Source organism: Microbulbifer agarilyticus S89 (assembly GCF_000220505.1).
In the GTDB taxonomy this organism is placed as follows: Bacteria; Pseudomonadota; Gammaproteobacteria; order Pseudomonadales; family Cellvibrionaceae; genus Microbulbifer; species Microbulbifer agarilyticus_B.
In genome coordinates, this window is record NZ_AFPJ01000036.1 from 101,456 (window position 1) to 120,850 (window position 19,395).

10 protein-coding genes are annotated in these 19,395 nt (G+C 54.4%); 9 read left to right on the plus strand and 1 reads right to left on the minus strand.

What is annotated here, in order from left to right; all coding sequences use genetic code 11:
* The first annotated feature begins 115 nt into the window (after window positions 1-115).
* The 3 genes from AS89_RS0111440 (at window position 116) to AS89_RS0111450 (ending at window position 4,604) form a co-directional block, all read left to right on the plus strand.
* A complete protein-coding gene (locus tag AS89_RS0111440) occupies window positions 116-2,215 on the plus strand; it encodes a bifunctional rhamnulose-1-phosphate aldolase/short-chain dehydrogenase (RefSeq protein ID WP_100169367.1) in 2,100 nt (699 codons plus the stop codon).
* A 51-nt stretch (window positions 2,216-2,266) separates the two neighbouring features.
* Window positions 2,267-3,559 (plus strand): L-rhamnose catabolism isomerase, encoded by a 1,293-nt coding sequence (gene rhaI / locus AS89_RS0111445; protein ID WP_010132776.1) that lies wholly within the window; start codon window positions 2,267-2,269, stop codon window positions 3,557-3,559.
* A 244-nt stretch (window positions 3,560-3,803) separates the two neighbouring features.
* On the plus strand, window positions 3,804-4,604 hold the full coding sequence (locus tag AS89_RS0111450) for a DeoR/GlpR family DNA-binding transcription regulator (protein WP_010132777.1): 801 nt from the start codon (window positions 3,804-3,806) through the stop codon (window positions 4,602-4,604).
* A 52-nt stretch (window positions 4,605-4,656) separates the two neighbouring features.
* Here the strand turns inward: AS89_RS0111450 and AS89_RS0111455 are convergent, their stop codons facing one another.
* Window positions 4,657-5,595, minus strand: coding sequence for a phytanoyl-CoA dioxygenase family protein (locus AS89_RS0111455; protein WP_010132778.1), 939 nt, complete (start codon window positions 5,593-5,595; stop codon window positions 4,657-4,659).
* Between the two features lie 154 nt (window positions 5,596-5,749).
* On the opposite strand from AS89_RS0111455, the gene AS89_RS0111460 reads away from it, so the two are divergent.
* From AS89_RS0111460 to AS89_RS0111490, 6 genes are all read left to right on the plus strand, one after another.
* On the plus strand, window positions 5,750-6,559 hold the full coding sequence (locus tag AS89_RS0111460) for an AraC family transcriptional regulator (protein WP_158217360.1): 810 nt from the start codon (window positions 5,750-5,752) through the stop codon (window positions 6,557-6,559).
* 216 nt (window positions 6,560-6,775) lie between these two features.
* Window positions 6,776-10,519 carry an Ig-like domain-containing protein gene (locus AS89_RS17420; RefSeq protein WP_010132780.1) on the plus strand — a complete coding sequence of 1,248 codons (3,744 nt, stop codon included), beginning with the start codon at window positions 6,776-6,778 and terminating at the stop codon, window positions 10,517-10,519.
* Window positions 10,520-10,879: 360 nt separating this feature from the next.
* Window positions 10,880-12,607, plus strand: coding sequence for a hypothetical protein (locus AS89_RS0111475; RefSeq protein ID WP_010132781.1), 1,728 nt, complete (start codon window positions 10,880-10,882; stop codon window positions 12,605-12,607).
* Window positions 12,608-12,670: 63 nt separating this feature from the next.
* Entirely contained in the window at window positions 12,671-14,164 is a 1,494-nt protein-coding gene (locus AS89_RS0111480; RefSeq protein ID WP_010132782.1) for an MFS transporter, read from the plus strand.
* A gap of 141 nt (window positions 14,165-14,305) precedes the next feature.
* A complete protein-coding gene (locus AS89_RS0111485; protein ID WP_010132784.1) occupies window positions 14,306-15,856 on the plus strand; it encodes a hypothetical protein in 1,551 nt (516 codons plus the stop codon).
* 378 nt (window positions 15,857-16,234) lie between these two features.
* On the plus strand, window positions 16,235-19,306 hold the full coding sequence (locus AS89_RS0111490; RefSeq protein WP_100169360.1) for a TonB-dependent receptor: 3,072 nt from the start codon (window positions 16,235-16,237) through the stop codon (window positions 19,304-19,306).
* Window positions 19,307-19,395 lie beyond the last annotated feature (89 nt).

Sequence of the window (19,395 nt, forward strand, 5' to 3'; positions counted from 1 at the left end):
TGCCCGATCACAATAAATCATTTGCGATCATATTCCTTCAGTGCCATAATTCGGCCAATCACAAGATATCTACGATACAAAAACCAATAAATAAGATTTTCAGGGTCGAGCTATGATGAGTAAGCCACTCCAGAGCCTGTGGGACGATTCCCTGGCCAATTCCATGTCTGAGCCCGAACTGCTCAAATACCGGTCCAATCTGCTGGGCTCCGACCTGCGCATTACCAATTACGGTGGCGGTAACACTTCAGCCAAGGTCCAGATGAGTGATCCGCTTACCGGAGATGACGTCACTGTGCTGTGGGTAAAGGGCTCAGGTGGTGATCTCGGGTCCATCGAACTGGATGGATTCTCAACCCTGTACATGGACCGTCTTGAGCAGCTGAAGCAGAAATATCGTGGCTTGGAGTACGAGGATGAGATGGTCGCACTGCTATCTCACTGCACTTTCAACTTGAACCCCCGCGCGGCCAGTATTGATACGCCGTTGCACGCCTACATCCCCCACACCCATGTGGATCACATGCATCCGGATGCGGCAATTGCCATTGCCTGCACGAAAGATAGCCGGGATCTGACCGAAACAATTTTTGAAGGCGAGATGGGCTGGTTGCCCTGGCAGCGGCCCGGTTACGACCTGGGACTGAAGCTGGAGGCCATGGCCAAGTCGGGACCGCATCTAAAAGGCATCGTGCTGGAAGGGCACGGCATTTTTACTTGGGGGTACACCTCCAAAGACTGCTACCTGAATACTCTGACTATTATTCAGCGCGCAGCGGACTGGCTGGCAAAGAACAATACGTCTGCGCCCTTTGGTGGCGAGAAGCTTTCGCAAAAACTGTCTGCAGACGAGCGCCGCGCGGTCGCGTCGCGACTGATGCCTCTGGTGCGCGGCAAGATCTCCAGCGGTGAGCGCAAGATCGGTCACTTCGATGATTCTGCAGAGGTGCTGCAGTTCGTAAACTCCGCGCAATTGGCCCCGCTGGCTGCGCTGGGAACCTCGTGCCCTGATCACTTCCTCAGAACCAAAATTCGTCCACTGGTTATCGACTTCGATCCGCAGTCTGCTGACTTGGAAACCGAGCTTGTGCGCTGTGAGTCGGCCCTGGATGGGCAACTGACGAGCTATCGCGAGGATTACGCCGCTTATTACGCGCGGTGCCAGCGCGATACCAGCCCGGCCATGCGTGATGGCAATGCAGTGATCTACCTGATCCCCGGCGTTGGCATGTTGAGTTTTGCCAAGGATAAAGCCACTGCGCGTATCGCCAGCGAGTTTTACATCAACGCCATCAATGTAATGCGAGAGGCGAGTGGCGTTAGCGAATATGTCGGCCTGGATGAACAGGAGGCGTTCGATATTGAATACTGGCTCCTCGAAGAGGCCAAACTACAGCGCATGCCCAAGCCAAAGAACCTGGCTGGTAAGGTGGCATTCATCACCGGTGGTGCCGGTGGTATTGGCTTTGCTACTGCCAGCCGACTGTTGCAGGAGGGCGCCTGCGTGGTGTTGGCGGATATCGATGAAGATTCCCTCGCCGAGCGCGGCGCACAGCTCGTGGAGCAATTCAGTGCGGATGTCGTGCGCACCGTGCGCTGTGATGTGACTGACGAGGTGTCTGTTGCTCAAGCACTGGCCGTGGCGGCCGTGGAGTTTGGCGGTATCGATATCCTGGTTTCCAATGCGGGGATCGCCAGCGCTGCACCGATCGAGGAAACCAGCATCGAGCTATGGGACCGCAATCTCGATATTCTGGCCAAGGGTTACTTCCTGGTTAGCCGAGAAGGGTTCAAAGTGATGAAACGCCAGAGCCTCGGAGGGTCGGTGATTTTTATCGCGAGCAAAAATGGTTTGGTGGCTTCGCAGAATGCATCGGCTTACTGCACGGCCAAGGCGGCAGAGGTGCAGCTGGCACGCTGTGTCGCGCTGGAGGGGGCGCCCATCGGGGTGCGCTGCAATGTGGTAAACCCGGATGCGGTGCTGCGAGGCTCGCGGATCTGGAGCGGAAAGTGGAAAAAAGAGCGCGCCGACGCTTACAACATGAGCGAAGAGCAGCTCGAGGAACATTACCGCCAGCGCAGTCTGCTGAAGTTGAACGTGTTCCCGGAAGATATCGCTGAAGCGGCTTATTTCCTCGCTTCGGACGTGTCATCGAAATCAACTGGTAATATTATCAATGTCGATGCGGGCCACGCGCCTTCCTTTACTCGCTAATCCCGAGCGAAGAGCAACACTGAAAACACAATAAAAACAGGATTTCAGGCGATGAACGAACGAATTTCCTCCGCACTCGTCGATAAATGCAACGACGATCAGCATCAGGCACTGCAACAGGATTACGACGCTCTCGGTAACCAGCTGGCCCGGCGCAACATTGATATCGAAGCGATTACCGCTCAAGCCGCGACGTTTGAAGTAGCCGTTCCGTCTTGGGGAACCGGTACCGGTGGTACCCGTTTTGCCCGCTTCCCGGGGCTGGCAGAGCCGCGTAATATTTTCGAGAAGCTGGAGGATTGTGCGGTGATCAACCAGCTGACCCGCTGTACCTCGGAAGTTTCCCCACACTTCCCTTGGGACAAGGTGGATGATTTCAGTGAGCTGCGCGAGTTTGCCGACCAGTACGGCCTCGGCTTTACCTGCGTCAACTCCAATACCTTTCAGGATCAGCCCGACCAGAACCACACCTATAAATATGGCAGCTTGACCAGCACCTGCGCGGAAACCCGCGCTCAGGCGGTAGCCCACAATATTGAATGCATCGAGTGGGGTAAAGAGTTGGGTGCGAAAGAGCTGACGGTATGGATCGGTGACGGCTCAAACCATCCGGGGCAGCAACACTTCCAGCGCGGCCTTGAGCGCTATCTGGACAGTATGCGCGAGATCTACGCGGCGTTGCCGGACGACTGGCAAGTCTTTATCGAGCACAAGATGTTCGAGCCTGCCTTTTACTCCACCGTGATTCAGGATTGGGGCACCAACGTTCTGTGTGCAATGGAACTGGGTGAGAAGGCCAAGTCTCTGGTGGACCTCGGCCACCACGCCCCCAACGTGAATATCGAAATGATTGTTTCGCGCCTGATCCAGTTCAAGAAGCTTGCGGGCTTCCACTTCAACGATAGTAAGTATGGTGACGACGACCTGGATAGCGGTTCCCTGCATCCGTATCAGCAGTTCCTGATTTTCAACGAACTGGTGGATGCCGAGTACCGCAAGCAGGCCGGTTTCGCACCCTGTTACATGCTGGACCAGTCTCACAATGTGACCGATCCCATCGAGAGCCTGATGAATTCGGCGGAAGAGGTGCAGCGCTCCTATGTAAAAGCTTTGCTGGTAGATCGCCCGGCACTGGAAGGTTTCCAGCAGGACAATGATGCGTTAATGGCCTCTAATACCCTGAAGCAGGCATTCAATACTGATGTGAGCCCAATTCTTGGCATGGCCCGGCTCCGTCACGGCGGGGCTATCGCACCACTGGCGACCTACCGCGCTGCGCAATATAAGCAAAACCTGACAGCGGACCGCCCAGCCACCGGCGGCAGTGGCTCAGGGATCGTATAAGCCCCGATCAGTCGGGCTCACTGACAAATTGCAGTTTCAATCACAGGTGATTGAAAGGATTGAAAGTTGCCTTGATTGAATGATAATGAGCAATTCTGAGTGATTTGGCGCGCCAAATGAGCGAGCTGCCGACAAGCACTACTAAGTGGAAACACGAAAGGTGAAGGCAGTGTGCGCAGGGCTGAAGGGATACAGCGTCAACACTCGGGTTAACACGCTCAAAATCAGACACGGAATCGCCACTATGTTAGAAAAGCAGCGCCATCAACTGTTGCTGGAAATTCTCGAAGAGCAGCAGTTTGCCAGCGTCGCAGACCTGACTGCGCAATTGAACTCCTCTGAGGCGACGATTCGTCGTGATCTTATCAAGCTCAGTGAAGAGGGTCGCCTGGAGAAAATTCGCGGCGGCGCCCAGCGTATTGGCAACCGCCCGGCCGGTGCGCCCAAGACGCATCTTGCAGGCTCTGCTTTCCTCGTCAACAAAGACAAAATGACGACTGCCAAGCAGGCGATTGCCGAGAAGGCCGTTTCCCTGTGCGAAGAGGGCGAACTGGTCATCGTCAATGGGGGTTCCTCAACCTTTATGATGGGCGAGTACCTGACCCAGCGGGATGTGAGTGTCCTGACGAATTCCTATTATCTTGCGCAGTACCTGTGCGAGAACGGCCAGAACCAGGTTACGGTGCCCAGTGGAGAGATCTACCGCAAACAAGGCATCATTCTGAGTCCGTTTGAAAATGACTCCATCCAGAATTATCGTTGCCGCCTGATGTTTACCGGCACTGCGGGTATTGGTGAGTTTGGGGTTATGGAAACGGATTCCCTGATTGTACGCGCGGAGCAAAAATTGCGTCGTCAATCAGAGAAGCTGGTAGTGCTGGCGGATGGTTCGAAGCTTGGTCAGAAAAGTAACTTCGTGATCTACCCGCTGACAGAGGTCGATATTTTGATTACCGACGATACCGCAGATCCTCGTGTTGTTGAGCAAATTGAGGCGGCCGGGGTTGAGGTAATCACGGTGCAGCTCGAGGCCCTCGCCGCTTGAGCGTTGTCGATTGACTGACAGATAAAAAGGAGGCTATTGCAGCCTCCTTTTTTTATGGAGTTTTTTCGTTAACTACTAGCGGATAAGTTTTGTGTTCGGTGGGTTGAAACAGCAGTGGAAAGAACTGTCCATCCATCGTCTCGCCGCTCGGTACCACGGGAATCCCTTCCAAAAGAGCAGCGGATGTATCGGACCGTGTACCATCGGCAAATACATTTAACACAAACGCGCGCCGCGCCCGGTCCGAATTATTTGCATAGGAGCCATGTACCATCAGTGGATGGTGAAAGCTACCGTAGCCCCGCGGCATCTTCACCGCAACAGGGTTCTCCAATTGACGACGCTGCTCCGGATTAAGAAAGGCTTCTATTCCCTGCATGTCACCGGCCAGTTCGGGTTTTTCCAGCAGCCCCCAGTGGTGGCTCCCAGGGATGTAATGCAGGCAGCCATTTTCGGTATTGGCATCATCCAGGCCTACCCAGCAGGTGAGGTGTTGCATTGGGATAGTGCGCGTCCAATAACTGTAGTCCTGATGCCAAGCAACTACGCCGCCATGGCGTGCGGGCTTGCAAAATAGCTGGTCGTGCCAGAAGCGCACCGCACGGTTGCCCAAGAGCTGAGAGACCGGTACCAGAAAGCGAGGGTTCCACAGCAAATCGTGAAAGTGCGGCGCGATGCGCCAGTGCCCCAGAGAGTGAAACAGTACTTGGTTAGCGTTGCTGGATTCATTGCTGTGAAACTCGTGGAAGAGGGCGTTCTGAGGGTGCGCGGGATCCACGATCTCATTCAGCTCTGCGCGCAATGCGCCGATGTAATCATCGTCCAGCATGGGGACGCCGCTGACAAAACCGAATTCCTGAAAGTGTGTGAGCTGGTCTGTGTCGAGTTTGTAAGCATCCCAGTCACAGGTCTGCCAGTGCCGGCGCATGCGCTCGGTCAGTGGCTCATGTACCAGTGACAGGTCTGTCGGCTGGGTACTGCTTGTTGCCATCCTGTCGCCCTCAAATAGATAGCCGTTGGTTGCGGTATTTCTAGCGATGGCAGGTTTGTATGTATACTATTTTTCAGTTTTTCATCGGAAATTTATTTAAATTATAAAAAATAGGTAAATTTTGCGCGCACACCTGGAACGTATCACGCCGCAAGTGGGCAGCTCTGTTCATGGCCTCTGTGTCTCGGAGCCACAGTTTCCGGCGCCCTGGCATTTTCACGCGCAGTTCGAGCTGACGTATATTCGGCGTGGCTCCGGTGTCCGCCATGTTGGTAGCAGTATGGAGCCATTTGCACCGGGAGACCTGGTGCTGATCGGACCGAACCTGCCACACCGCTGGGAAAGCAGCGGCGGCGAAGCGTCCATGGTCGCCGACGCGGCACAAGCACTGGTGCTGCAGTGGCCGCAGGAGTTGATACCGCCCGGGCTGGAGCTGGTTGCCATCCATGAGTTATTGCAGCAGGCCGCGCACGGGGTTGTGTTTGAAAATGGCCGTAACAGGAATTTTGCAAACGCGCTGCATTCTGTCATCGAGGGCAGCGGGCTCGACCGGTTGCTGCGGCTATTGCGGTTACTTGAAGACCTGTCGCAGAGTCGCCTGCGGGTGTTGTCGGCGGATGATTTTCAATACGACCTCCAGGAAAATAGCGATAGCCGCCTGAACAGCGTGCTGGATTTTGTTCGGCACAATTACCACCGTAAAGTTACCCTGGCCGAGGCAGCGGCAGCCTGTGAATTGAGTAGCCAGGCATTTGCGCGTTTTTTTCAGCGGGTAATGAACCGCACCTTCTTCGAATATCTTACCGAATACCGGATCCACCTGGCCTGCCAGCAGTTGCGGCAGGGCAGTGACCCGGTGGCGGTCATTGCTGACCGCTGTGGTATTCCCTCTCTTCCCCTGTTCCACCGCCAGTTCAAGAAGTACCGCGGAACCACTCCGCTGGCTTACCGCAAATCCGGCTGAGTTGAGTTGGGCGGGGCAGTCGGGCGATCCGTCGGCCAGGTAATGTGTGCGCCGACCGGGTTCGCAGTTCCGGTTACTCGTTGCTGAAACACTTGACTTTCTACATTCCAATGGTTCATTTTCGTTCGTTATCGATCACAAGCGATCATTTGTGGTCGTAAATGGTGCGAATTTACGCTGTTTTGCATAGAAAATAATCAATAAGAAGCCAAAGCGATGAACATACTCAAACTCAGAAAACGGGTGACGCTGATTCTGGCGTCATTTATGACACTGCTGTTGATGGCGTTGCCATTGGGAGTGAGTGCCCAGTGGACGTCCATAAACCCGGGTGCCGGTGGTCAGGTGCAGGATGTGGTGGCCGACCCGAATATCAATCAGCGGCTGATTCTGGCCTCCGATATGGAAGGTATTTACGAATCACTCGACAACGGTGGATCCTGGCATGCCAAGGGCGAACTGCATCAGAACCGGGTGTATGCGGTGGCCATCCCCGAGCAGTCGGGCAACCAGAAAATGTACGTGGGCACCTTGTTCGGTTTGGAAGTATCCAACGATGGCGGTGACAGTTTCACCCTCGTCGAAGACACTAAGAAGAAATCCATCGGAGCCATTGCCATCCACCCAACCAACAAAAATATTGTGTTGGCCGCGGTGGGTTGGAAAGACGACTACGACGATGCCGGCGGCGGCAACCGCTTTTATAGCCTGTTTGGTATGTCAAAAGGTGGCAAGGTTATCGTCTTCAAGTCAATCGATGGCGGTGCCTCCTGGAGCCAGAAATCCACCGCCAACAGTTTTGGTGACCGCAACGTTTTCGCGATGACGTTCAATCCGGCCAATGGCAACGAGGTTTTTCTGGCCTCGGATGCCGGGGTGTTCAGATCGAGCAATGCTGGTGATTCCTGGAACCAGGTGAGTGCGCCTGCCGGCACCAACGGCCAGGCGAAAGGGCTGGATGTAAGCCCGGATGGCAAAGTGGTTTACGCGGTGTATCAAACCAATGCGGCGGCTAACAGCGGGCTCGACCAGGGCGAAAACCTGGAGACTGCCATTTTTGCTTCGCGCACATCCAGTATCGCCTGGCAGAGTGTCACCGGAAGCCTGCCGAACTACAGCTTTTGGCAGCCTGAAGTCGACCCTCGCTCTACTGGCAGCGCCCATAAAATGATTGTGTCCATGGACCAAGAGCGCAAGGGCGTCTACGAGGCAAGCATTAACTGGAACAGCAGCTACAGCAGTGCGTCCCCCAGCAGTGTGTCCTGGAACCAGGTCTGGACCGAAAGCGATGTGCTGGACGGTTGGGATGTTGGCAAGCCCAATGCGCGTTTCGCCCATTACACACCCAACTCCGCCGGCTGGGCGCGGGCCATCTGGTCGACGCAAAACCAGACGATATACCGCGGAGACTGGAACGGTTCCAGCTACAACTGGGTCAATCGCTACAGTTACACCACCAATCAGTATTTTGCCGATTACTACGGAATCCCCATTGCAACTTACGGTAGCCGCGGTACCGAAAGTACCTACACCTGGGATATCGATGCACACGGTAACTACGTCATCCAGGGGATGGGTGATAACGGACCTGTAGAGAGCTGGGATGGTGGCGCCACCTGGAGCAATGTCTGGATGCGCCAGAACGGTTTTCTGTCTGATGTGCAGGCGGTGGAAATTGCCGATGCCTGGGGTAAAAAAGTGGTACTTGCGCAAATGGCGGCCGGTTTCGGCGGGCATGCCGGCACGGGCAATCTGTATATCAAGCATCTCGACCAGTTTTCGCCGGCGGACGAGTGGGAATTCTACGCTGGTGGCAGTGAGTGGCGTGGTGGCGTGCCCAATGGCCTCATCAGTGATATTGCCGAGTCACCGGCCAAACCCGGGAAGGTATTTATTTTCTCCCGTGGCTATGGCCTCTACATGCAAAGTGATGTGGGTTGGGGCTACAACGAGCATGAGCAGGGCAACCAGCCGTGGTTCAATAAAATCTCCAACGGTGTAGCTGACCAGATTGCATCGGTCAAAAAAATTGCCCCGCACCCAACCAATGAAAACATTGTCTACCTGAGCTCGGTGAGTGGTGATACCGGGGTTTTTAAAGGTGAGTTCGCCAACGACAGCTGGTCCTGGTCGAAGATATACAACGGCGGCGGCTGGGATGCAGAAGTCTATGCCTGGGAAAACAATGGTCAGGTGATTCTGTTCTATTCGGGCAAGAGCTATCAGGACGGAGATGGTGATCACTTTGTCGGCGCCATCTCACTGGATGAGGGCGCCACCTGGAAAACCGTGCTGAAGAGTGCGGACACCCGCGCCCTGACCAGCCACAGCTGGTACAACACCGTGACCGGCGGCAGTAACAGCTACAGCTTCAAGTTCAGCAACAAAGGGGGGCTGACCGGCTACGACAACAAGGTGGTCATGGCGCATTACGACCATACCCTGCAGAAAACCTATGCCGTGATGGAGGGGACCATTACCGGCACCTCCACCCAGAACGCGAGTGTTTCCTGGGCAGATATTACCGGTGACCTCCACTTTGGCGGCCTGACAACGGCACGGGTGGTTGAGAGCGGCGGTGATCGTTTCCTGTATGTCTCCACCGCAGGTGCCGGTGCCTGGCGCAAGCAGCTGGGCGGGTCGTCCGAGGTGATTCCCACCGGCGTGACCATTAGCGGTTGCCCCAGTGCGGACCTGTCCGTGGATCAGACGGTCTCGCTGTCTGCAGATGTATCCCCTTCGAATGCAACCAACAAGTCGGTCGCCTGGAGCTCATCCAATCCGGCGGTTGCCACCGTGAATTCCAGCGGATTGGTTTCGGCTGAGGCCGCGGGCTCGGCCACCATTACAGTGACGACGGTGAGTGGTAACCGCAGTGCCACCTGTCCAGTCTCAGTCGCCGCTGACAGCAGCGATACGCTGGTGACGGTACGCGCACGGATGGCGCTGGGCAGTAACGATACGCTGCAGTTGCGGGTGGATGATGTCACTGTCCATTCCTGGACGATCTCCGGCAGCAGTTATGCGGATTACTCCGTAGCCAAGCCGGTCGATGGCAACGTCAAACTGTACTTCCCGGATAACGGCACCGATATCGAGGTGGATTATCTGCGGATTGATGGCACCACCTATCAGGCGGAAGATCAGGCCATCAACACCTCTGCGTGGATGAATGGTTCCTGTGGTGGCGGTGGCTACGCCCAGATCATGCACTGCCCTGGATACATCGACTTCGGCAGCATCAGCGCGGGTGGGGCTGGCCCTGGTGATATCCCGGTGACCGGGGTCGCGGTGAACAACTGCTCCAACCCTGCACTCAGTGTTGGCGAAACCTTTGACTTCAATGCCACGGTTTCGCCGGCTGATGCCACGGACTCATCGGTTACCTGGAGCTCCAGTAATACCGGTGTCGCCAGTGTGGATGGCGCAGGTGTTGTTACCGCGTTGTCGGCGGGCAGTGCCAGCATTACCGTCACCACCAACGATGGCGGCTTCGCCAGTGGCTGCTCAGTGAGCGTGACCAGCGGAGGCTGGCAGCCCACCGCGTACCGTTACCTGATGCTCTACGGCTACGGAACCGTGCAGCTGGATGTGACGATGCAGCAGATCCACTGGATGGTGGGTGGCCAGTCTTACCCGGATCCGAAACTGACCTGGAGCACCAAGTCCCAGGTAACTTCCAGCACCAATGGCAGCAACGACTATGCCGCATTCGACAACACCAATGTGGGTTGGAATATCGGGAATAATTTCCCGGCGTGGATCAAGATCGACCTGGGTGCAGGCAACGAGATTGCGCCCGATGCCATCAAGCTGAAACCCAATGCCGATAATCGGGGTTTCTCGTCCTTTGAGGTCTTTGGTTCCAACAACAACAGTGACTGGACCTCGATCTACTATAAAAGTGGGCTGACAAGCTCGGACTATTCCGGCCTGACAACCTTCTCGTTTTCCAACTGATCGCTGGTTTGCCAGCAAGCTAGACGAAACGGGGGAGCCTTAGCAGGCTCCCCTTTTTTGTTCGCTAAGGTGGCTCGGCAGTAAGGTCGCGTAAACGAAAGGGTGGGGGAGGGAGGATGCGAAGGCGCCTGTCTAGGAGTATTCTGGCGCCATGATTGAAGGCGTTGTCGCTGTCTGGAGCGCATACCAATCGTTGACACCGCGATCCCTGCGTGATCAAATTCGATCGAAATAAATCATAATAAATCATTGCGATCGCTGCATCTCATCCCGTCCGTTCACAGCGGTAAATCCGAGGGATACCTGAGTGAGCGATGGCTACGCATCTGTCGTAGTACAGAGCAGATAGTGGAGATGAGTATGCGTATCGAGACCCGCCAGGTGCTGTTCAACCCGCAGAGAATTCTGGGTGACGAGCAGCTCGCCAGTAGCTTTCATTTGCATGGAGAATGGGGGGATCGTTGCGGCCTCTCCATATTCCGTACCGTGGCGCAGCCACCGTATTCGGAAGACTACCTGCTCGGTCAGATCGTCAACGACGACGGCCGCTGGACCAATTTTCCCTGTTGCCATGGTGATGTTGCTGGACGCTGGATCTGGGCTCACGCACTGGCCACCTCCAATGACCCGGGCAATCCGCCAGAGTATCTGAAATCACTCGTCGACAAGGCCATTGCTTTACAGCAGGCCGATGGGCATTACGGCAATGCGACCATCAAGCCGGGTGTCGAGACAATGCTGGGGGCCTACGGCAATGGCTGGATGCTTCAGGGGATTGCGAGTTATGCGCGAGTGCATGGTGGCGAGGCAGTGCTTGCGGCTTTGCGCGCGCATGTCGATTGGTACATTGACCAGTACGAGTACTGGGAAGATGTATCGCGGAAAATCTCCGAACGCGGTACAGAGTTTTACGCAGTAACCCCAAGCGGATATTTTCATGGGCTCAACGGATTGATTGAAGCCCACAAAGTTCTGCAGGATGAGCAGATCCTTGAGCTCGCCAAAAAGATAATTGATCTGGCGCCTCCGCTTGAGGAGGCGGACCACTCCCACTCTTACCTGACCATTCGTCGCGGCTGTCTGGCGTATGCTGAGCAAGTAGGGGATGAAGCGTTGCTCAATCGGGTGATGGGGGAGCTGGAGCAAGTCTGGCAGGAATTTGTATTGGAAGCGGGCGGTATTCCCGAGCGCTTTCGACATTTCGAGGATGACGCCCACATTGATGACGAGGGTTGCTCCCACTCCGACTGGATTCTGCTTTGCCTCAAGTTGCACAAGCTGACAGCGGAAAAGCGCTGGCTGGACCGCGCCATCCTGTGCATCGAAAACCAGTTCTTCTACAACCAGACCATTAATGGTGGGTTTGGCGCGCGCCTGATTCTGAAAAACAGTTATCTGCAGATGGGTAAAGAAGGTTACTGGTGCTGCTCACTGTACGGGCCGGCGGCCATGTTGGAAGCGGCCAGCTACCTGACGCGCATCGAAGGGAATACTCTCAACCTTTTGTATCCACTGGAAGGTGAGCTGTCATTCGGGGACAACCGGGTGCGCCTCAAATGGAGAGACGATCTGCAAGAGTACTCGGTCGATCTGTCCGACGCACCGGATATTGATGATGTGCAGTTGTATCAGCCCCACTGGATGCGGGCCAGCCAGACTGCTGAAGCGGGATGCCACCGTTTTCAGGTTCAATGGCAATTCTGGAACGGCCTCCCCGAGCGTGCACCCGAGCCGGTATCTCCCGAAGAGGGTGGGCGTTACACACAATTTCTCGGCCCGTGGATGATGGTGTCCCGCCCCAATAAAGCCAGCGCATACCCACAAGTTCCCATGGCGCAGCTGCGCGAGACTGGTCAAGCCCGAGGGCTGGAAGTGCGCCCAATGCGCAAGCTGCCACAGTCGGACAAAAGCCTCAGCGTGGTCATGGCTTCCGATGTGGAAGTCAGCATGTATGACGTATTTTCCTGGGCCTCTGACAAGCCAGATACGCTGCGGCTATATCCCCTGAAAGATAAGGAAAGCCCGGATAGCGCACGATCCTGGTTCTCGGCAGCTCCATACGGTGACAAGTGCTGCGACAAAGAATAAAGCGGTGATTGATTAAAATTAGTCGGTTACTAGACAACAGTCGGTAAAAACGGAATAACCATAATGAATACTACTACCGCAACTGATACCCACCCCGGCGCTGGCCAAGCGTCCGGTGGTGACCTGGCCACGGGGCCTGCGCGCTCGCGCAAACGCGACGTCTGGTTTTATGCCCTTGGCGATGGCGGCTCAGCGATCCCGCTTCTGACCATCGGCAACTTCGCCATGATTTTTTACACCCAGGCGTTAGGGCTTCCGGCGGCGCTGGCGGCGTTGGCTCTGGGTATTACAACCTTGTGGGACGCGGTAACGGATCCGGTGATGGGGTTTGTCAGCGATAACACCCGCAGCCGCTATGGACGGCGCCACCTCTACATGCTGGTTGGCGGCCTGGCGACCAGTGTCTCTTTATATTCGTTATGGTCCGTACCCGAATTCTTTATGGCCAGCAACGCGCTGCTGTTTACCTACCTGCTCGTTGCAAACCTCATTTTGCGCACAGCGGTCACCGTATTCGTGGTGCCGTTTACCGCGCTCGGGTTTGAAATCTGCAAGACCTATGAATCCCGTGCCAGCCTGCAGTCGGTGCGCATGGTGGTGAATATGGCGATCAACTTCACCTTTGGTGCCATGGCCTGGAGTCTGTTTTTCCAGGATGGCACCAATGCCGATGGCTCCCGCCTGGATGGCACCAAGATTCTTGAAAATTACGAGACCATGGGGCTGGTCATCAGCCTGGGCACGGCCGCGCTGGTGTTACTCTGTTGTTACCTGACAAGGAAATTTATTGTTGATTCCCGCAACATGGAAATGCACGGGAATGGCCTGAAGGATTTCTTCGCGACCGTATGGGGCATCCTCAAAGACCCACATGCCAACAAGATTTTTATGTTCTACGCGGTCGCCCAGGTCGGCGTCGGGTTAACGGCCCAGATGCAGATCTACACCTATATCGACTACATGGGGCTGAATGCTTTCCAGAAATCGTTTGTGCACGGCTCCACCATGGTGGGTTTTACCCTGGGCTCATTGGCGATTATCCCGCTGGTCAAGCGCATCGAGAAGCGTACCCTGTGCAAGCTCGCGGTATTGATCAGCGCCGTGTCTGGCGTAGCCATGTACTTCCTGTTCGGCCAAACCGGGTCCCTCGAAACCATCGCCAAAGGTGGTGAGTGGGCAGTGTCCATAAGCTTTGGTGTGTTCCAGGGGCTCTATTGGCTGGGCTGCGGCATCATCATTCCCCTGGCGGTATCGATGATCGCCGACGTGTCGGAAATGAACTTCCGCAAAACCGGGGTGCTGCGGGACGGTTCCTACTCTGCCATGTTCAGCTTCATCCTGAAAGCCGCGACCTCCGTTGGCCTGTTGGTGAGTGGTTTTGCGCTCACCTTGATGGGGTATGTGGAAGGGGTGACCAAGCAGGAGCTAGAGGTGGCGCAGTCCATTGCAAACTTTACCTTCTTGGGAGGTCCGGCAATCATGGCACTGTCCCTGCTGTTCCTTGCGCGCTATCGCGTTGATCGCAGCGAAGTGACAAACCTTCAGCAAGCGAATTAAAGACTCTCTCGAGATTAACTTGTAACTGACGTTCTTTTAAAAACGCCACGCTCTGCCGTGGCGTTTTTGTTACGGCGCTACTGAATGGTTTCGCGCCGGATGTTCCGGCCATCAGCCGTGCGCGAGTACTGGAGGAAAATAATGAAATTCTGGCGTCTTTCCCTATCTGCGATCACTCTCAGTCTCTCCTTATGCACCCAGGCGGCGACTGTAACCGCCGAGCTGGGCGAAGGTGTTCCGATTAATCCACGGCTGTTCGGCGTGAATGGGGTGCATGAAACCAGTGAAGACCTGGCTGCAGACCCGGCCTACCGTGCGATGCTGCGCGCACTCAATGCGCAGGGGATTCGCTATCCGTCTGGTAGTCCCGCCTCTTTCTGGGACTGGGAGCGTGGCCATTTCATTCCCGAAGAAGAAATTACCAAGATCTGGCCTCCTGGTGCGTTCAACTGGATGCTGGAGCTGGTGGAAGACACCCGTGACATGCCGGACGGTGCCCTCGGACCGGAGCGTTTTTATGAATTCGGCCAATCCATCGATACGGAGATTCAGTGGATGCTGAATCTTACTACCCGTGAGAATGATCAAATCGTGGCTTTAAAAAGGCTGAAAGCGCTTGGCGCGGATATCCAGTATATCGAGATGGATAATGAGACTTATTTTTGGGGCAACGAGTTTGGCGATGCCGAGCGAGGCCTCAACTATGCACAAAGGGTCGCAAAGCTAAGCCCGCAGATCCGCAAGCTCTATCCCAACGCGCGTATCGGTATGGTGACCCGTGAAGACGATCTGTTCGAGTCGAATCATCAGGATGATTCTGCGGCGATGGTCAACTGGAACCGGCAGATCATGCAACCGGAGTTTCGCCCCCATTTCGATGCGCTGATCCTGCATCACTATGTAATGAAGCGGCAAAAGCTGGATCCATATACCAGCGATACTGAGCGCTCCAAGGCTTTTCTTGCTTACCCAACGGCGACCCTCGACCGTGCAGCACGCCTGATCAAGGAGCGCTTCGGTGACTATCCCATGTGGATTACCGAGTACAACGTGATCGCCTATTACAAGCAATTCCATGGCACCGGAGAATCCGCAGAGTGGATGTTATCCACCCGGGATACTGGCTGGAACTCACTGTACCAGGCGAGCTTTATTCTCAATGGTATGAACAACCCCAATGCGATCGAAATCTTGAACCACCATAGCATCGGCAATCTGGATTATGGCTGGGGGTTGGGTCATCCCATTGATGAGCAGTCAGGGACCATCACCAAGATGGGGCAGTTGTATGCGCACCTGTCGAGCCTGGCCGAGCAATATGAGCAGATGCATCCGCTGCAATTTACTAATAATCCACCTCTGGGAGTGGAGATAGAAGGGGATACTGGGCAGCTGGCCTTGTATGGAGCAGCGCTGTCCGGCGCCAAAGGGCAATCATTGTGGGTCATCAACCGCAGTGATCAGATCATCAATATTGAATTGGCGAAACAGGGAGCTCCCATCGAGCAATGGATTTACCCAGCCATCGAGCAGGCGCCCGCAAGTGTGACGGTGCGTTATCCGGGGGATATACCTATTTGGCAGCAGGGGCCGTTGAAGCTCGAAGCGCGTGCCTTCAAGTCAGGGCAGCGTGTCGAGATTCCCCCCTATAGCTTATCGATCCTCGAGCGTGCGGAAACGGGCGCTCGCTAATCGTCAAAGGGAAGGTCTTGCAACAAAAAAACAATCATCGATGATTGATTTTGATCTTTCTATCGCAGCATGATTGGATCGATTGGCGCTTAAAATTTCAATCTGGTAAAACTAGGGGGGTGGAGAACGGCACCGCTTTAAGAGATGTCTCCCCTAGTTTGGTTGGCTTTCAGCACGAAGGCCGCCTGTCTAAGTGGGCACAACAGACTTTTCTGAGCATTTTATTTGGGGTGCGTGGAAAATAACAAAAATGATTGCAAATGATTCCAAATGATTCATAATCGTCTCATGTTGCTTTTTGCGTGATTGGTTTTGATGGTGAAGTTCTCAGTGCAAGGGCAGCTGCACACTTTCAATACAATAAAAATGGTGAGAGATATGCTGAAGAACAATGCGTTCAATCGCACCCTCCTTTCCTCTGCCGTAGCGGCAGCGATGACAGGCATGACCGGCTACGCGTTCGCGCAAGAAGCCGCGGTTGGCGAGGCCGCACTGGAAGAAGTCGAAGTTGTAGGTATTCGTAGCAGTTTGATGCGCTCCGCAGATGTGAAGCGGGACTCAATGGGCTTTACGGACGCGATTACCGCGGAAGACATGGGTAAGTTCCCGGACTCCAACCTCGCGGAATCCTTGCAGCGAATTGCCGGCGTCTCTATTGATCGCGAAAATGGTGAAGGTAAAGGTGTCACCGTACGCGGGCTTGGGCCGCGTTTTAACCTGGTGCAAATTAATGGCCGTCAAACGGCTTCCGCCAGCGGTAGTCGTAGTTTTGATTTCTCCACCATTTCCCCAGATATGATTCGTGCGGTTGAGGTACACAAAACTTCCGCAGCACATCGCGAGACTGGTGGTATGGGTGCCACGATCAATGTGGAAACCATGCGCCCCCTAAACGAGCCTGGCGAGCGCTTTATCCTGAGCGGTAAAGGTATTTACGATCAGTCTGCGCAGGATCCGTCGTCCACCCCGGAAATTTCTGGCATTTATTCCAATACGTTTGACGACAACAAGTTTGGTGTGGCGATCGCGGTTAACTACCAAGAACGACAAAATGGTCGTAATGAAGCGCGTGACCTTGCGATCCTCACGAACGAATGGGGGCAGCCTTCGCGCGATTGGCAGAACAGCCAGGGTGCGGTCGATAACGACAACCAGGTGAACAAGCCTGTCGACGGGGACTTGTTTGCACTGTCTCGGATGAACTTTTACAACATTGTCGATCAAGAGCATGAGCGCGCGAATGCCCAGGCAGTATTCCAGTGGCGCCCGGTAGAAAATATTACCGCAACCGCGGACTACAACTTGTTCCGTAAAGATATCGATACTGTTACCAACAAAGCTTCCCTTTGGTATGACTGGGTTACGGCTTCCTCCACTGCAGTCTGGAGTGATGACCCGATCAAAGCTCCAATTGTTTACGGCGAAGTGGCGGGTGGTCCTAACCCTGGCGAAACTACCTTTGCTGTTGAAGAGCAGCATGTGCGAAATGAATTGCAAACCTATGGCTTGAATGTTGCCTGGGACTTCTCCGAAGAGCTGTACTTTGAATTTGATGTCAATGGCTCAGTAAACGAAGTGTCCCCGAACGGCGGCCGACTCGGCTCGAAAGCCGATGTGGAAATGGCTGCGCTTACTCGTCGCGCGGTAGGCGTGGACTTTACCGGTGATATTCCTTCTCTGTATGTGAACAACCCAAATGTGGTGCCATCAGATGTGGTTCCGCTAACGCATCGTATTACCAGCGAAACCAACGAAGCTGAAATTGATCAGGCGAAATTTTCTGGTAAGTGGAAATTTACCGATGAGCAGTCTCTAGATTTCGGCTTGCAGGCAACCGATATTGCCTGGTCTACCGGTTCCATCCGTGTGGAACGTGGACGTGGGTACTACGAGCAATTTAAAGGCGATTTTGCGTCATTCGGTGGTTTTGAACCATTCAATTTCCTGCAAGGCTTTGATGCGGATTATGGCGATTTCGTTACCGCCGCACAGCAGTTGCCCAATGGCACCTTCCTGATGCACCCCTGGACAGGTGAAAACTACACCTTTACAGAGGATAACCTGTATCAGCAGGCGCTTACCTTCGACTTAAACGAGATGATGGATTATCTCGCCGCCAACTATGGCGACTATGTAGATGGTAAAGACTCTCCTGCAACCACTCTGGGTGCCTGTGGCTCGGTATTTTGTGCTTCGAACCAATATCAGTTCTCCGACTATCAGGAAGTTGAAGAAGATACCCGCGTAGCTTTCCTCCAGTACAATCTGGAGTCTGAGATGTTCGATATGCCATACGGTATGCACCTTGGGTATCGCTACGAAAAAACAGACATTACGGCAAGTTCCGCCATCTCTGACTACAGCGGCGTAATTTGGGTCAAGTACAATGAAATGGCATTTGTTCCAAAACTGGATGAAAACGGCAATCAAGTACAGACCATGGGCACGCGTGAGGGTTCGTACGAGTACCATCTGCCAAGTTTCAACCTGAATGTCAATTTGACGGAAGATGTCGTGGCACGGATCGGTTACGGCAAATCACTGGCGCGCGCGAACCTGCCTGCTTTGCGTGGTGGTGTAACCATTGACCCGCGCAGCATCAATGTGGCTACGCCACCGGCGCGCACCGGTAACCCAAACCTGAAGCCTCTGGAATCTACCAACCTCGACCTTTCCTTGGAGTGGTATTACGGCGAGGGTAGCTATGTATCCCTTGCTTGGTTCGATAAAGAAATTGAAGGCTTCACAAAAACCGTTGACACAGTCCTGAATGTTGACGGTTTGTACAACCCGGTATTTGGGCAGTACGCGGATGAGGCAATGGCCACCGGTCTTACTGATCTGACGGAAATCTTCCAGTGGATCATGGAGGAAAAAGAGGGTGCTCCTGGTGTGACAGTCACTGGCCCGGGTACTGGCCAGGTGATTGGCGATGCTTCCCGAGACCCGCTGACCGATTTCAAAATTGGCCTGCAGACCAATGGTGATGACAAGAACGGTGTTGACGGATGGGAGTTCTCTGTACAGCACATGTTCGGCGAAAGTGGCTTTGGTGCATTCGCTAACTACACCATCATTAACTCTGATATTGGCTACAGCCCCTACACACTGGAGGGCTCGGCTGCGCTACTTGGTGTGAGTGACTCTGCAAACGTGGCGGCATTCTATGAAAACTATGGTTTCCAAGCCCGCGTTGCATACAACTGGCGTGACAAGTTCTTGAAGGCGCACACGCAAGAGCTCAGCCTGATCGAGCCTATTTTTGTTGAGGACTTCCAGACGGTTGATCTGAATGTAAGCTACGAGCTGAACGATAATGCGGAGATTTTCCTGCAGGCGATTAACATCCTGGATGAAAATAATGATTCGCACGGTCGTGGTGAGAACCTGATGATCAGTCACGAGGAAACTGGCGCTCGTTGGATGTTGGGCGGTCGTTATACCTTCTAAGTGATGTTGGATGTTTGAAGACCAGATAACCCCCGCTTGCGGGGGTTATTTGTATACGGCGTATGCAGAGTGAGTGAAGCAAATGAAGT

What these genes read in the sequence shown, in the direction of transcription:
- AS89_RS0111440 (WP_100169367.1), top strand. Translation starts at nt 116, where the DNA reads ATGAGTAAGCCACTCCAGAGCCTGTGGGACGATTCCCTGGCCAATTCC.
- rhaI (WP_010132776.1), top strand. Translation starts at nt 2,267, where the DNA reads ATGAACGAACGAATTTCCTCCGCACTCGTCGATAAATGCAACGACGAT.
- AS89_RS0111450 (WP_010132777.1), top strand. Translation starts at nt 3,804, where the DNA reads ATGTTAGAAAAGCAGCGCCATCAACTGTTGCTGGAAATTCTCGAAGAG.
- AS89_RS0111455 (WP_010132778.1), bottom strand. Translation starts at nt 5,595, where the DNA reads ATGGCAACAAGCAGTACCCAGCCGACAGACCTGTCACTGGTACATGAG.
- AS89_RS17420 (WP_010132780.1), top strand. Translation starts at nt 6,776, where the DNA reads ATGAACATACTCAAACTCAGAAAACGGGTGACGCTGATTCTGGCGTCA.
- AS89_RS0111475 (WP_010132781.1), top strand. Translation starts at nt 10,880, where the DNA reads ATGCGTATCGAGACCCGCCAGGTGCTGTTCAACCCGCAGAGAATTCTG.
- AS89_RS0111480 (WP_010132782.1), top strand. Translation starts at nt 12,671, where the DNA reads ATGAATACTACTACCGCAACTGATACCCACCCCGGCGCTGGCCAAGCG.
- AS89_RS0111485 (WP_010132784.1), top strand. Translation starts at nt 14,306, where the DNA reads ATGAAATTCTGGCGTCTTTCCCTATCTGCGATCACTCTCAGTCTCTCC.
- AS89_RS0111490 (WP_100169360.1), top strand. Translation starts at nt 16,235, where the DNA reads ATGCTGAAGAACAATGCGTTCAATCGCACCCTCCTTTCCTCTGCCGTA.